At 63.7% G+C, this 14,296-nt stretch carries 9 protein-coding genes; 3 read left to right on the forward strand and 6 right to left on the reverse strand.

What is annotated here, in order from left to right; translation table 11 throughout:
• Window positions 1-15: 15 nt before the first annotated feature.
• Both BLT08_RS19705 and BLT08_RS19710 read right to left on the reverse strand, forming a co-directional pair.
• Complete coding sequence (locus BLT08_RS19705) at window positions 16-1,026, reverse strand: lipid II:glycine glycyltransferase FemX (RefSeq protein ID WP_090311446.1); 1,011 nt, start codon at window positions 1,024-1,026, stop codon at window positions 16-18.
• A gap of 2 nt (window positions 1,027-1,028) precedes the next feature.
• Window positions 1,029-2,654: an alkaline phosphatase family protein gene (locus tag BLT08_RS19710; protein ID WP_090311448.1), complete on the reverse strand. Its 1,626-nt coding sequence runs from the start codon at window positions 2,652-2,654 to the stop codon at window positions 1,029-1,031.
• A gap of 225 nt (window positions 2,655-2,879) precedes the next feature.
• Here BLT08_RS19710 and BLT08_RS19715 point away from each other — a divergent pair, with 225 nt between their 5' ends.
• Window positions 2,880-3,992, forward strand: coding sequence for a DegT/DnrJ/EryC1/StrS family aminotransferase (locus tag BLT08_RS19715; protein ID WP_090311450.1), 1,113 nt, complete (start codon window positions 2,880-2,882; stop codon window positions 3,990-3,992).
• A 50-nt stretch (window positions 3,993-4,042) separates the two neighbouring features.
• On the opposite strand, the gene BLT08_RS19720 is transcribed toward BLT08_RS19715, so the two are convergent.
• The gene (locus BLT08_RS19720; protein WP_175529391.1) at window positions 4,043-5,776 is read right to left on the reverse strand and encodes an ATP-binding protein; all 1,734 of its coding nucleotides are present in this window, start codon (window positions 5,774-5,776) and stop codon (window positions 4,043-4,045) included.
• A 1,060-nt stretch (window positions 5,777-6,836) separates the two neighbouring features.
• On the opposite strand from BLT08_RS19720, the gene BLT08_RS19725 reads away from it, so the two are divergent.
• Window positions 6,837-7,667: a ParA family protein gene (locus BLT08_RS19725; protein WP_175529392.1), complete on the forward strand. Its 831-nt coding sequence runs from the start codon at window positions 6,837-6,839 to the stop codon at window positions 7,665-7,667.
• Window positions 7,660-8,148, forward strand: coding sequence for a DUF7970 domain-containing protein (locus tag BLT08_RS19730; protein ID WP_090311457.1), 489 nt, complete (start codon window positions 7,660-7,662; stop codon window positions 8,146-8,148). Before BLT08_RS19725 ends, BLT08_RS19730 begins: the two co-directional genes overlap by 8 nt.
• A 19-nt stretch (window positions 8,149-8,167) precedes the next feature.
• Here BLT08_RS19730 and BLT08_RS19735 read toward each other — a convergent pair whose 3' ends face one another.
• The 3 genes from BLT08_RS19735 to BLT08_RS19745 form a co-directional block, all read right to left on the reverse strand.
• Entirely contained in the window at window positions 8,168-10,111 is a 1,944-nt protein-coding gene (locus BLT08_RS19735) for a DEAD/DEAH box helicase (protein ID WP_090311459.1), read from the reverse strand.
• A gap of 107 nt (window positions 10,112-10,218) precedes the next feature.
• Window positions 10,219-13,278, reverse strand: a complete 3,060-nt coding sequence (locus tag BLT08_RS19740; protein ID WP_090311460.1) for a DUF7286 family protein — start codon at window positions 13,276-13,278, stop codon at window positions 10,219-10,221.
• Entirely contained in the window at window positions 13,275-14,234 is a 960-nt protein-coding gene (locus tag BLT08_RS19745) for a DUF7284 family protein (protein WP_090311462.1), read from the reverse strand. Before BLT08_RS19745 ends, BLT08_RS19740 begins: the two co-directional genes overlap by 4 nt.
• Window positions 14,235-14,296: the final 62 nt, after the last annotated feature.

A 14,296-nucleotide genomic window follows, 5' to 3' on the forward strand; every position in this document is an offset into this window, starting at 1 on the left:
GCACAGTCGGGGCCGCTATCTGTGTTTCTGGTACCGATCGACCAGGAGATCGAGTCCGAAGGCGCCCGACGTGATCTGGTAGTGCGTCTCGAGACGCGGGTTGAACTTCGCCTTGTAGCGGTTGATGCTCGGCACGCCGGCGCCGACGAGATCGTACGTCTCGACGCCGTCTCGGAGGCCGTCGCGCATGACGTGCCAGTCGAGGAGGTCGTTGATCGGCAGGTCGATCCCGGTATCCGGTTTGACACCGCCCTGCCATCGGTATCGAGTCCGCTCGGAGTCGACGACGAGGATGCCGCCGAGGAACTCGTCGTCGACGCGACAGACGTAGGGACGGATCGAGCCGTCCGGGAGCCGTTCGTGGACCGCTCGCGCGAACTCCGGGCTCAACTCGAACGATTTCCCCTGGCTTTCGTATCGGTTTGCGACCTGTTCGACGATGCGCTCGACGTCGCCGTTGGTCCCCTCCTCGATCACGTATGCATCCTCGTCGGCGTTCCGAACGTTACTCCGCGCGTCGCTGCTGAACCGCTTCAACAACTCGTCTTCGGACCCCTCGAGGTCGACGACGTACGTATACCCCGGCTCGACGTCGTAACCGTTCCAGATGAACGGCCGCACGTCGTCGAACTCGGCGGCGACGAACTTGGTGTACAGCGGCGAGATCTCCCGATCGATCCACTCGAGACAGCCCTCGAGGAAACGTTTCGTCCGGCGATCGGCCTTTCGTTGTTTGAGTTTGTTGACGTTCAACAGCGACGGCCCGAGGTAACACGACCACGAGTGTGGGGCCGGCGAGAACGCGCCGGTGATCGGCCCCTTCTTGTACTCGAAGACGGGGAAGAGACCGACGGCTTCCTGTCCCTTAAAACCGGCCAGCAGATGCGCCGTCGAACCGGTGTCCTCCGCCTGTAACTGCAGCGCCTCGGCGCGGAAGAACGGGTTCGTTCCGTCCGATCGTTCGACGTAGCGATTCCACTCGTCGGCGTCCGTGTCGGCGTCGAGCGTGGTGACTTCGATGGTCATCGTTAGAGGTACCCCAGATCGGAGAGTCGATCTTCGACGGCGGTGTCGTCGGTCGCGCTGATCGGGTCGGCCTCGTAGTCCGGGTACTCCGCCTCCGTGGTGCCGTCGACGATGGGGAGGGTCGTCCCGTCCATGGCGGTGTCGACCGGCACGTCGAACAGCGTACAGACCGTCGGTGCGACGTCGAGGATCGTCGCTCCCTCGACTCCGGCCCCGTCGTCGAACGCGTCTCCCGTGGCCGCGACGATCCCGGTCTGCTTGTGGTTCCACGGCTCCATCGGCTCGCCGAACTGGTCGGTGCCGACGTCGGCGACGATCGCGTTGTTGAATCCGGCGGGGACGGTCACGATGTCCGGGCCCTGCTCGACGTGGGGTCCGTCGAAGTACGCTTCTCGAGGTGCGACGACCTCGAACATCGGCTCGCCGTCGGGCGTGTCGACGGCGGATAGCTGTTCGATCAGTTCGTCCCGAACGGTCTCGTACTCGTCTGCGGGAACCTGCCCGTTCGGCTCCCGTCCCTCGAGGTTGATCCGGACGCCGAGTTCGCTTTTCGACCGGAGGTAGGCTTTCGACTCGGGGAAGTCGACCTGCTCGCTCGCCGCTCGAATCATCCCGTTGGGTACCCGGCTCCCGATCGGCTCCGTTAATCCGACCCTATCCAGGACGCTCGCGACTCGTTGCGTCGTGATGCCGACTTTCGCGGCGACGTTCATGGCTCGTTCGAGGACGCCCTCGTCACGCTCGCTGGCGCCGTCGCCCTCGAGCAGGTCGTTCTCCCACGCCGCCGACCAGTCGGGCATTCCTTCGCCGCCGCTTTTGACCTCGAGGTAGCCCCGGTCTCGGAGGAACTCGTTGACTCGGAACTCGTGGCCCGTTACCTTCCCCATTCCGTGATCGCTGACGAGCAGGACGTTGTCCGGATCGACCGCCTCGAGCGTCTCGGCGAGTTGGCGGTCGACCGCGCGGTAGACGGCTTCGATCGCCTCTTTGTCGCCTGGTCGCTCGTGGAAGACGGTGTCCGTCTGCTGGAACTGCAGGAAGCCCATTTCGGGGGCGACTCGCCGACAGAGGTATCGAAACGCCTCTCCACGGCACTCGACCGTCCGTTCGTACCCCTCGATGGACTGGTCGGGCGCGTCCGTACTCTGCGGGTAGACGTGATAGTCGCCACAGGCCAGTTTCACGTCCTCCAGAATCCCCTCGGGGTGGCAGGGCGGATCTTCCGGAGCAGTCATCCCGGGAATTAACGCGCCGTCGAACGCTCGCGGTGGATGCGTGACGGGAACGTTGACGACGACGCTCGAGATTCCGTGATCGCTCAGCAACTCCCACAGCGGTCGTTCCCGAACGTACGTCGAGTTCACGACGTTCCAGTCGTAGCCGTCGAACGACAGAAAGTCGTAGACGCCGTGTTTCCCGGGATTCTTCCCCGTGTACATCGACGGCCAGGCGCTGGCCGTCCACGGTGGGATCTGTGACTCGAGGGGCCCGCTGGTGCCGCTCTCTATCAGCCGTTCGAGCGTAGGCACTTCGCCCGCCTCGAACAGCGGCTCGAGAACTGAACGACAGCCAGCATCGAGACCAACCACCAGCAACCGAACGTCGGTTTCGTCGGTCGAACCTTCCATGTGCAACTATGCCACCCACCCCGTTTTTGTTATTTGACTGTTGGGTTCGTGTAAGCCTGGACTGTCCTTCGGACAATGGGTCATAGTCTCTAGTGCCGATTTCCTGTAAGCGGTGCCTGTGGTACTATCATCCGACAGTACCGTCCCAATCACTAAAACGACGTTCGACTAGGTTCTATTCGTCCGGCCGTGTCGCTCCTCACGTCCGTCGAAACCACATCTCGTATGATCAGTGAGAGTCCGTCGCTGTTCGGCTGGTCGATATCCGAGCCGCGACCGGCCGGTATGGAATCCTTCTTCGAGCAATACACCGCGTCCGTTACGTTCTACGGCTCCAGCAAGACGGCACTTCGTGACGGTCTCGCGGGGCTCGTCGACCCCGGTGAAAACGTCCTCCTCCCCGCTTATCTTCCCGATGCGGTCGTCGAACCGTTTCACGAACTCGGTCTCGAGGCCCGGTACTACCGCCTCGAAGAGCATCTCGCGCCGGACCTGGTCGACGTCGAGCGCCGGATCGACGAGGAGACGGCGGCGATCATGTCAGTCAACTACTTCGGTTTTCCACAGCCCGGCCTTCGAGAGTTCACGGCGCTCGTCGACGAGTACGACTGCTATCACATCGATGACAACGCCCACGCCCCGCTCAGCGTGGACAATGGGACGTTACTCGGTACTCGCGGCGACATCGGCGTCACGAGCCTCTGGAAGCTGCTGCCGATTCCGAACGGAGCGATCCTCTACTGCAACGACGACGCCATCGCCGAGGCGTTCGAACCGTCGTCGCTGGCCGGCATCGACGATCAGTTTCGGCTCGCCGATTACCGGTTCATCTGCAAATCCCTCCTCTCGGATCTGCTCGACAGAAACGCGGCGGTCCGCCAGTCGGTCGACGACTTCGTCGCCGGGCAGTCGGCCGGGAGTGTGGGTCCCTACGCGCGATACGAGAACGGCAAAGGATCGATGTCGAGATTGTCCGCGTACGTCGTCGACGACGCGGATCCGATCTCGATTCGAGCCACACGTCGGGACAACTACCGCGCGTGGCGACGGGTCTTCGACGGTCGATCGAACGCCGACGTGCTCTACGAGTCACTGCCGCCGGGGATCTGTCCACAGGTGTTTCCGGTTCGAACGTCGACACCACAGCGATTGCTCGCCGAACTCGAGGCGTGTGGCGTGGGTGGTGCTCACACCTGGCCGCGACTTCCCGGTGTCGTCCGCGATAACTCGACCTACGACGTCGCGACGCGGCTGGCTCGAGAGATCGTCGTTCTTCCCGTCCACCAGGATCTCGACTCCTCGTCGATCGACGCGGTCGGCGAGCGCTTGGAATGGTGACGCCCGACGCTCCGCCGCCGTCGCACACGCACCGCCAGCACTGTCCTCGACTACTCCGCGCTCGCCATCGCGTCCAGCTTCGATCGGACGTCGTCGCTCAGCGTGTACGTCCGTGCGACCGGGCGCTCGACCACACCCTCGGTCAGCAGCTCCGAGCACAGCCCCTGTACCGCGACGGTCGACCGACCGACCGCGTCGGCGATGGCGGCCGACTCGAGCGGTCCGTCTCGAGCCAGGACGACGAGTGCGCGCCGGGCCGTCGACGCCGTACACTGGGACTGTTCAGCCGCGCGCTCGAGACGGTCGTCGATCCACTCGCCTTCGAAGACCGCCTCCGGCGGTTTCGGCTCCGGCGCGGTGGTGATCTCCTCGGACTCGTCGGCGTCGGACTCGGTCTGACTCGGCCACTCCACCGACGTAAACCCGAACTCGACGTCGTCGCCGCCAGCCTGGAGGATCTCGGTCTCGTCGGTCGACTCCGCGTTCGACTCTTCTACTTCTTCCGTCTCCACTGCCGTCTCGAGATCTCGCACGCGGTCGCGCAACCGCTCGTTTTCCTCGCGCAGTCGGTCCACCGTCTCCGTTCGTGACGACAGTTTTCCCTCGAGCGTTTCGATCCGATTCGTCCGCTCGTCGAGTTTGGCTTGCAACTCGTCGCGTTCGTCCTCGAGGTCGTCCCGCTCGGTCTCGAGATCGACGATCTCGTCGTGGAGCCGACGCAGTTCCTCGTCGTCACCGCCGCCGAGTTTCGTCTGGAGGGTCTCCTTTCGCGTCAGCGCATCGGCCATCTGCTTGGCCGCGTTCGAGACGTCCCGCGCCGATTCGAGTTCGTCCTCTAAGGTTTCGATACGTTTCTCTTTCTTCTCGAGTTCGTTCTCGAGCTCGAGGATGCGACTCTCCTCGCGGTCCTTTCGCTCCGAAATATCCTGGAGGTCGCCGACGAGGGCGTCGGAGACGGATTTGAGTTCGGGTCGTTCGAAGTCGTCGAGTCCGGGCGTCGCGCCCGCGTCGAACGTGCGCTTGCGTCGGAACTGTACCTTGCGAACGTCGACGTCCATCCAGTCGGTCTGGACGAACCCCTGACCATCGTTCAGCTCCGAGACGAGCTCCGAGTACTCGGTGTCGATGATCCGCCCGACGACGTTCGTGTCGTTGTCCCAGGTCAGTCGGTGCCAGACGAGCCAGTTCGCCTGCGTGATGAAGTCCTTCTTGACGTCGGCCGGGCGCTGGCTGATTCCCAGAATTCCCAGCCCGTGTTTGCGCCCGCGCTTGCTGATCTTGATCAGCAACCGGCCCGTCTCGCCCATTCCGCCGCCTTCCGGAATGTACTCGTGGACCTCCTCGACGACGAGCAGGAACGGCTTCTTCAACTTCTTCTCTTTGACGAACAGCTGTCGGGCGATCTTCCGAAGCAACTCGTCGGCCACCTCCTCGTCGAGGTAGCCCGAGACGTCGAGAATGACTGGGACGTTCTCCTCGAGTGCGAGCGAGGCCATCTGTTCTGCGTGTTCCGGCCCGATCTGGATGTCGCACTCCTCGTCGGCCCCGGCGTGGAGCATCTCGTACTCCTCTTTGAGCCCGTAGTACTCGCCGTCCGTGTCGACGATCAGGAGGGGGAAGCCGGACTCGAGTAACTCCTCGGCGATCACCGAGGCCGTGTTCGACTTGCCGGATCCCGACTTCCCGGTTACGAACCCGCGGCCGGTCAGCAGTTCGACGACGGGGAGGTACAGATCTGTCCCGTCGTCGCGTTCGCCGACCAGAATCTCGCGTTGATCGCTCACCGCCCCACCACCTCGTTCGCGCGCGACGTGTTCATACGTCGTACAGTTCGAACACGACACCTTGAATATTGGCCTCGACTCGTGTCTCGCCGTTCGATACGTCGCGAGGGTTCTCGATCCCTCGCGGAGTTCAGGCGTGTAGACTGTGTAGAATGTGTAAACGGTTCGGAGCGTGTAGGGTGTACCCACTCTTCCACTGTCTCCACAGTCTCCACATTCTGTCCGACCCTCGCTTCGCTACCCCGTCCACTGGCGTTGCGGTAGCGGCCACTCTAGCAGTTCGGGGGAGTGCGCTTCTGACGCCCCCGCTATCGGGTAACACAGTGTACAATTTGTAAACATCGCACACTGTGTGGACCAGTCGTCGGTCGTTCCGTTCCTCCGGCCGGTGCTCGCTGACTCTCGACGACTGACTCCGAATTCTGGACTGTTGGAACCGTTCGCACGGTGTAAGAGGTCTAAACTGCTCAGACTGTGTAATTTCTTCTCTCTCGGCAGATCACACGAAACCCGGGACGATTCGCTACTACAGTGTACACATCCTAAACAGTGTACACCGTGCTAGATTCACACATCAGGTACAATGTCTTGACGGTTCGAACCGTGTGAACTGTTTCCGCTACTGTTAAGTCATGCCACTCGGATGATCGACGTGACACTCGCCGTGTCCGATCGAACCGATAACCACTGAACATCGCACGATGTCTACACTGTGTAACGTTGTGGACGGTACAGGACTCGAGAACCGACCGGACGACCGGAGGTCAGAGCCTCGACTCGACCGTCTGGAACGCTCACACTGTGTGGACATTCCAAACGGTTTGGACAGTCCAAGACGTTCGGGATGGTCGAACCCCGACGGGTCGCTGCCGCCATCACGGTCGCGTTCCGATTCCGTGTCGATTCGGGCGCTCGCTCGAGCGTCCAACTACCGTGAACCGTCTGCAAATTTCACACTGTGTGCACGGTGCAGACTGTTCGGACCTCGAAAACGGCCTTCGACGTTCGGACGGTCTCGACCGTCGAAACGGTCGACACGGCGACGGAGGTGTACCCACGAATGACGAAAACCCCACGCGCCGTCAGCGTCGCCCTCCAGAAAGGCGGCGTCGGCAAGACGACCCTCGCGATCAACCTCGCCGAACGACTCTCCAACCGAGACAACGACGTCCTGCTCGTCGATCTGGACCAGCAGGGCAACGCCACCGAAGGCGTCGGTCTGAGTGATGCCTACTCGAGCGACGTCCACATCGGTGACGTCCTCGAGGACGGGACCGACACGACGCTCGAGGACGTGATCCACTCGACCAGTTCGTTCGACGTCCTTCCCGCCCACGAGGATCTCGATAGCGTCGAGAACAGCATCCGTAGCGCGACCTTCGGCGAGCTCTGGATCAGAAACGAGATCGTCGATCCAGTGCTCGGCGACGAGTACGACTACGTCGTCGTCGACTCGCCGCCGAACCTCGGCCCGCTCGCCGACGCCTCACTCATCTCGACACAGAACGTCATCGTTCCGCTGCGGATGAGCGAACCCAGCGTGAGCGGATTCGAGCGGATGTACACCCAGCAGATCGGCCCGATCCGCAAGGAGATCGACCTCGACATCCTCGCGATCGTCCCCAACTCTCTGGCCGGCGACAACGAGGAAAAGCGGATCATCGGCGACTTGGAGGAGTCCCAGTTCGGCGACTACCTCCCGGCGTTCGCCCGTTCGGCCCACTTCGACGATTCGGACTCGCCCGGGCCGGGGATTCGAGAACGGATCGCCTTCAAGCGAGCGTGGCGCGAGGGCGTCCCGCTCGCCGAGTACGACCCCGAAAACGACATGCTGGACCGGCTGGATGAACTGGCTGCAGTCGTCGAGCGCGGAGGTGTTACCGATGCCTGAGGACAACCGGTTCGCGGGACTGAGCGATGCCGTCGAGGACGAGGAGCCGGAGAACGAGGAATCGGAGGACGAGCAGTCAGCAGACCCGGCTCTCGATGCCGAATCGTCGACCACCGACGACTCGAGTGAGGTCGACGAACCGACTACCGAAGTAGCGTACGAGTCAGTCGAGGCGGACGCCGAAGCAGGCGAAGATACCGAGCAGAGCGAGACGGGACCAGATTCCGACGACTCGGCCGACGGTGACGCCGACGATCCGACCGCGTTCCCCTTCGATGCGACCGAGAAGAAGACGGTGTACGTCCGGCCCGAAACGCTCGACGGACTCGAGGACGCCCGCGCGCTCGTGGACGCACAGCTGCGGACCGAACACGACGTCCGCGACTTGACCGGCCGGGAGTTCTACGACGCCGCGTTTCGACTCGCGGCCGCCGATACGGACGGGTTGATCGACGAGATTCTCGAGGCCCGCGAGGAGTAGTCAGCCACCGGTTGTTCTGTTACTCGTCGTCAGCCTCGGATTCGTCGTTCCCATCGCTCGGTTCGACCGTCTGCTCGCGAATCGTCATCCCCTTGCGGCCGAGATGCTGGAGCTGTTTGCGGGCGAAATCTTCCTCGCGCGTGCCGCGAGTGGCGAGCACGTAGACGAGCGCCCCGCCGGCGGGCCGCATCGTTCGGCCCGCGCGCTGGGTGCCCTGCCGGCGAGAGCCGCCAAGCCCAGAGGCGACGATGGCGAGGTCCGCAGTGGGGAGGTCGATCCCTTCGTCGCCAACGCGGGAGATGACCAGCAAGTCACGTTCGTTCCGCCGGAACTCCTCGAGCAGCCGTCGTCGCTCGTGGTGGGGCGTCTCGCCGCTGAGGAAGGGGACGTCCAGCGCGGCGGCGATGTCGCGTCCTTGCTCCAAGTAGTCCACGAAGACGAGCGCCTTCGCGTCGGGGTGAGCCGAGAGCAGGTAGCGGACGTCGTCGACTTTTCCCCGGTTTTTCGCGGCGATTCGGTAGCGCTCTTGGCCGTCCGCGGAGGCGTAGGCGTTTCGCTGTTCCTCGTCGCCCCACGGGACGTATCGAATCTCGAGTTCGGGTTCGGCGACGAAGCCGGCCTCGAACAGCGCCTCCCAGTCGGTGCCGATGGGTGGCCCGACGAGCGTGAAAATTTCGGTTTGACGGTCGTCTTCCCGGATGGGGCTGGCGCTGAGCCCCAGTCGATGACGGGACTGCAGGTGGGTACTCCGTCGGTAGACGTCCGAGGGGACGTGCTGGCACTCGTCGAACACCACGAGTCCCCACTCGCGGTCGTCGAACAGCGAGCGGTGGCGGTCCATTCCCGCGATCTGGTAGGTCGCGATCGTTACCGGCCGGACTTCCTTGCGACCCCCGTGGTACTGGCCGATCTGGTGGGGCTCGAGCGAGGTGTACTCCTCGATCGCGTCGGCCCACTGTCTCGCCAGATCCCGACTCGGGACGAGCACGAGCGTTTCGCCGCCCACGTGGGCCATCGCGCCCATCGCGGCGATGGTCTTTCCGCTCCCCGGCGGACCGACGAAGACGCCTTCGCCGCCCTCCGCGAAGCGATCGACCCACGTCCGCTGGTAGTCGCGCAGCGAAATCTCGAGATCGATCGGTAGGTCCTCGCCGGACTCGAGGTCACGATGGTCCTGCACCGGGTAGCCGGCCTCGTAGAGAAGCCGCTTGATGGCGGCTTCCGACCCCTCGCGAACCCAGTCTTCGGTGTCTGAAATCGGCGCGTGGACGTGTTCCTCGTCGAGTTTCTGGCGGGCGACGTTGCCCATGATCTCCGGACTCTTCGCCTCGAGGACGGTGTACCCTTCCTCGTGAGTCGTCAGCCTGAATTGGTGGGCGCGATCCCACTGGCTGTGGACCCAGTCCTCGAGGGCCTCCGAGCGCTGGCCGAGCGCCTGTCGCATCGTTCGCGCGAGGGTGTCGAACGAATCGTGGGGGGCCTGCCAGACGTCCTCCGGCCTGACGACGTATCGGTACCCCTGCTCGCCGTTGCCGTCCGCGAGGTGGGCGAACTGGGAGAGCTGTGCGCGGGTAAACTGGTCCGGTCGATCGACGACGATTTCGCGACGCTTCGGGAAGACGACGACCCGCTCGCGATCGGTGAGATCCTCGAGTTCGCTCGGATACCAAACGATGGGATCTGTCTCAACGGCGAGGCGTTCGACGTCGCCGCGATCGGCGAGATTCGTGAGCGCCTCGCGTGCAGCTTCGGTCGGGATTTCGAGCGTCCGAGCGACGGCTGCAGCGGTGAGGACGGGCCGACCCGCTTCCTGCGATGCATCGTGGAACTCCGCGAGCGTGAACTGGTCGTCATCCTGCTCGTGTTCGGTCTCTTCGACGGCCTCGTCATCTGCTGGGGCCGCTGGAGCGTCGGGTTGGTGGCGTTCGCCATCAGTCGCCTCCGAAGCACGTTCGTCGGTCACTGGCGGGTCGTAGCGGCGGTGCGGGTAAACCGATTTCGCTCGGCAAGCGTGTTCGCGCCCGATTGTGTCTCAGTGACTTCGTTGGGGTCCGGTCGTCTTCAGCCGATTCATCCGCCAACCGGTAGCTCGAGCTCGGTCTCGTCCGAAATGCACTCGTCCGATTCGCCCTGTTCGTCCGGCTCGAAGCTCGCACCCACGTCGTTCCACGCCGTCGAACACTCCTCGCGAGGGACGTCGAGAGTCGTCGACTGCCACATATCGCCGACGCCGGGCGTCCCTCGCGGGAGCAACTGGGGACTCGGGACGACGACCGGGACGACGAGGCGGTTCTCGAAGCCGATGGGCTCGACGGAGCCGACCGCGAGTTCGTCCTGATCGGCCCACGGGGGCGTCTCGAGGGAGACCCGCGTGTCTTGGCGAACGTACGTCGTCTCGTCGCTGGCCGCGGGGTCACCGCTGTTCGCCCGAACCTCGAAGCGGGCGTACTCGCCCTGCACTTCGAGAGAGTAGACGTCGAGTTGCAGGAACGACAGCGACGGAACGGGGAGGAGCGGCAGTCCCGGGAAGCCGACGGCGTTGAAGTAGCCCGCCCCCATCGAGGCGTGTTCGCTCGTCGGATCGGCCTCGAGTAGCGTTCCGCCTTCCGGACGGACCGCAGGGACGTCGCTTCGGTTGACGGGCTCGAGCGAGAGGTACGTCGGCGAGGCTTCGACCTGATAGCTGGTCGCTTCTAGTAGCTCCGAGTCCGGAGCTGGCGCCCGTGCGTCTTCGGGTTGGCTCTCGGGATCGAGCATCGATTCGACGAACTCCAACGGCGCGCCGAGCAGGTCGTTGCCCGCGTCGAGCAACCCACCGAGCAGGTCGTCGATCATCCCGGCCCCGCCGTCGATCGTCTCCTCGTGATAACTTTCGACCGTCTCGATGTGCTCGTAGATCGCCTCGAAGTACTGTTTCCGGACTTCGGCCCGAAGTAGGTCGGCGGTGTTCTCGTAGCTTCCCGTCGTGTTCTCGTAGACGAGTTCGTTCTCGACGCTTCGGACGTTGTCTTCGACCTCGCCGAGCGGACTCGGTTGCTCGAGCATACTCCAGAGATTGGTCTCGTGGGGTGCGACCGACGTGACGACCGCTTCGTGCGTTCGGTTGAGTTCGCCGATCACCCAGTCGTAGAGCAGGGTTCTGTCCCGCGGCTCGACGTCGACGTCCGGATCGCTCGAGTACGGAATCGCGCGCTCGAGGTCGCTCTCGGTGACGATCGACCGGCTCGAGCCTTCGATCTCGTCCTCGAGTTCGCGTTCCTGTGCACCCACCGACGTCGCATCGAGATCGAACGTTTCGCCGGCGGCATCCGTTTCGATACCGTCGAAGTTGCCGACGAAACCGTACGACTCGTTCCACGAATCGGTACCGAACGGAGACTCGAGTCCTCGTTCGCGTTCGACGTCGATGTTTTCCGCGAGATCAGCGTCGATCTCGTAGCTCGCGCTGTACGTTACCGGCCGTTTCCAGTCCGTTCGAACCTGTTCGAGGGGGACCGTCACGTTCGTTATCGGATCGAGGAACGTCTCGTTGTCGTGTCGCCACGTCTCGATCACACCGACGTCGGTCTCGTACGCGAGTTCGACCTCCGTGAGCTCCCGATCGTCGAACCCGGCCCCATCGTCGGAGACGACGTCGATCGAAACGCTGGCGTCGCCGCCGCTGGTCGTATAGCTGCGATCGATTCGAGACCAGTTTTCACCCGGCCGCTCCGTCTCCGGCAGCTGATCGTGTTTGGTCGGTCCCGTTTCGCTCGTGTCGATCTCGACGTCGTAGACGCTCTCCATGCTGTCGTCTGTCAGATCGCTCATGGGTGCGGTCTCGTCGATTAGTTCCTCGAGATCGGCCAGTTGCTCGCCGAGCCCGTCGATGGCGTCCGCCGCGTCCTGATTCGCCGGCTCGTCGGCGAAGTAGTCCTCCAGATAGACGCCGCTGAACCGCTCGTGGCCTTCGAGCGAGTCGTTGAACTCGGATTCGACGTCGTCCATCGCGAGCCCCGCGACCAGCTCCATGTACGCGATGTCGGCGAACGGGTGGGCCTGAATTTCGACGTCGGTGTCGACGTTGTCCTCGAGGAGCGTGAGGACGATTTCCTGGATCGTCGGCGGCTCCGGATAGTCGATCTCTCCTTCGGTGTCGATGAAGTCGCTCTCACAGAGTCCATCCGACTCGTTGATCTCGTCCTCGAGTTGCTCGCCCAGGAGTTCGTCGAGGTCGATATCGCCCGCTTCCGATGCGAGATCGTTCGCCATGCAGATCGTCGGCAGGAACGTCGCGTGATGCTCGTACGGATCTGCCGTTCCGAACGAGGCCTCTTGCAGCGCGAAGACGGCGTCGTTCGCCATCACCTCGGTGTGCTCGTTCGGCGTGAGGTTGTGAAACGTTCGATCGTTGCTCACGAGGCGATCGTAGTACGCCTTCCCCCAGACGTAGGGGTACATTCGCGCCGCGAAGTAGCGACCGAACCCGTCGTAGAACTCGTCGGCCTCGAAGAAGCCGGTCTCGAGTTGTTCCTCGAACTCGCTCGTCCGATCGCGTAACTCGAGGGCGTTCGTTCCCACCGAGACCGTGATATCACGCCGCTCGCTGACGGTCTCCTCGCCGTCGTGCTCGACGGTGAGTTCGACGTCTTCGACCGTCGCGGTGAGCACGTCGTCGTCCGTTTGCTCGAGATCGATCCGATCGATGGCACTCTCGAGGTCGTCGCCGTCGTCCCAGTCGAGCCGTTCGACCGACGCGACCGCGGTTCGGTCGTGACCGATCTCCTGTTCGGCGCTGGCGAGTGACACCGCGACGTCGCGGTAGATACGGAGCGCGAGATACTGCTCGAACACGTCGTCGGAATCGACCGCATCGGCGAACGCCGTGTCGGCGCCGTCCGTCGAACTGACCGGTTCCTTGGCGGCGTCGTCCGTCGCACGGACGACCGCGTGACGAATTTCTCCGGTCGCGATCGATTCGGCTCTGTCGACCGCGAGCCCCTGATCGACGTCGACCTCCGGGCGGTCTCTGGACTCGAGTACGGCGACGATCGCGATACTGCTGACGAGCAGGAGAACTGCGAGCAGCGCGAACGGGATTCGCGCTCGATCGTCCGACGCGAGTGAGACGGTCCGCGGTCGCCCGCTCATGGCTGCCACGTCTGGACGGTGATCGTCACGTCGTCGGTCGATACCTCCTCGGCGAGCAGCGCCGCGACCGCCTCCTCTCGCTCGGCATCGTCGTCGGAGTCCTCGTCGATCGCCTCGAGTTCGTCCGCGAAGGCGGTTTCCAGGTCGTTTGCGATCCAGTCTGCGAGTCCCCTCGCTTCGGAGTCGGATTCGCTTTCGCCGTCGGAGCCGTAGAGCACGCGCTCGTTCGCCTCGAGCGCATCCGCATCGCTTCGGTTGAGCGGGCGCTCGTCGTCGGCATTCGTCTCCTCGCCGAACTCGTATTCTAGCGGGGCGACCAGTCGTTCGTAGTGGTAGACCGTGAGTTCTCGCGAGAGTCCCTGACTCTCGAGCGTTCGCTGGACCGAGTCTGCCGGAAGGTAGCCTTCGATAATCGCCGCACCGATGGCTGCTCCGGCGACCTCGAGTGCGTCGTCGTCGGACCCGACGGATAGATCGGCTTCGTCGACGGCCGGAAGATCGCTCGAGGCCGTGATCGTGCGACTCGAGACGTCCTCGTCCGGCGGCGGTCGCTCGCCAGCCGTCGCCGTGCCGTTGATCGCCGCGCCATTGTACGGTTCCCATTCGGCGACGACGTAGAACTCGTGGTTCGCGCCGAGGAGGGCACTCTTAGTGGAGGCGTCGACGGCGTCTTCGAAGTCGTCGGCGTACGGCAGTATCTGGTCGCCGTCGATGTGGAGGTTCGTGACTGCCGCGTCGGCGAGCAGCCCGGTCGCCGAGCCGAAGTCGGTTCGGGTGTAGTTGCCGTCGCGCTCGTCGACGGGGTCGGCAGCCCCGAGATCGTACTCGACGCTGAGCGTCACTGCAGCCAGCGTCTCCACCGTTCTGTCGGGCCGGGTTTCGTCGCGGTCGTCGTCCGCCGCGTGGAGATAGGCGCCGAGCAGGAGGACGCTCGCGCTGACGAGCAGCAGTGCCATCGCGACGTCTACGACCGTGCTGACACCCCGTTCGGTGTGCCGGTTACGTCGTGTGCTTCGAT

This window comes from Natronorubrum texcoconense, from assembly GCF_900100335.1.
GTDB classification, from domain to species: Archaea; Halobacteriota; Halobacteria; order Halobacteriales; family Natrialbaceae; genus Natronorubrum; species Natronorubrum texcoconense.

What these genes read in the sequence shown, in the direction of transcription:
- BLT08_RS19705 (WP_090311446.1), bottom strand. Translation starts at nt 1,026, where the DNA reads ATGACCATCGAAGTCACCACGCTCGACGCCGACACGGACGCCGACGAG.
- BLT08_RS19710 (WP_090311448.1), bottom strand. Translation starts at nt 2,654, where the DNA reads ATGGAAGGTTCGACCGACGAAACCGACGTTCGGTTGCTGGTGGTTGGT.
- BLT08_RS19715 (WP_090311450.1), top strand. Translation starts at nt 2,880, where the DNA reads ATGATCAGTGAGAGTCCGTCGCTGTTCGGCTGGTCGATATCCGAGCCG.
- BLT08_RS19725 (WP_175529392.1), top strand. Translation starts at nt 6,837, where the DNA reads ATGACGAAAACCCCACGCGCCGTCAGCGTCGCCCTCCAGAAAGGCGGC.
- BLT08_RS19730 (WP_090311457.1), top strand. Translation starts at nt 7,660, where the DNA reads ATGCCTGAGGACAACCGGTTCGCGGGACTGAGCGATGCCGTCGAGGAC.
- BLT08_RS19740 (WP_090311460.1), bottom strand. Translation starts at nt 13,278, where the DNA reads ATGAGCGGGCGACCGCGGACCGTCTCACTCGCGTCGGACGATCGAGCG.
- BLT08_RS19745 (WP_090311462.1), bottom strand. Translation starts at nt 14,234, where the DNA reads ATGGCACTGCTGCTCGTCAGCGCGAGCGTCCTCCTGCTCGGCGCCTAT.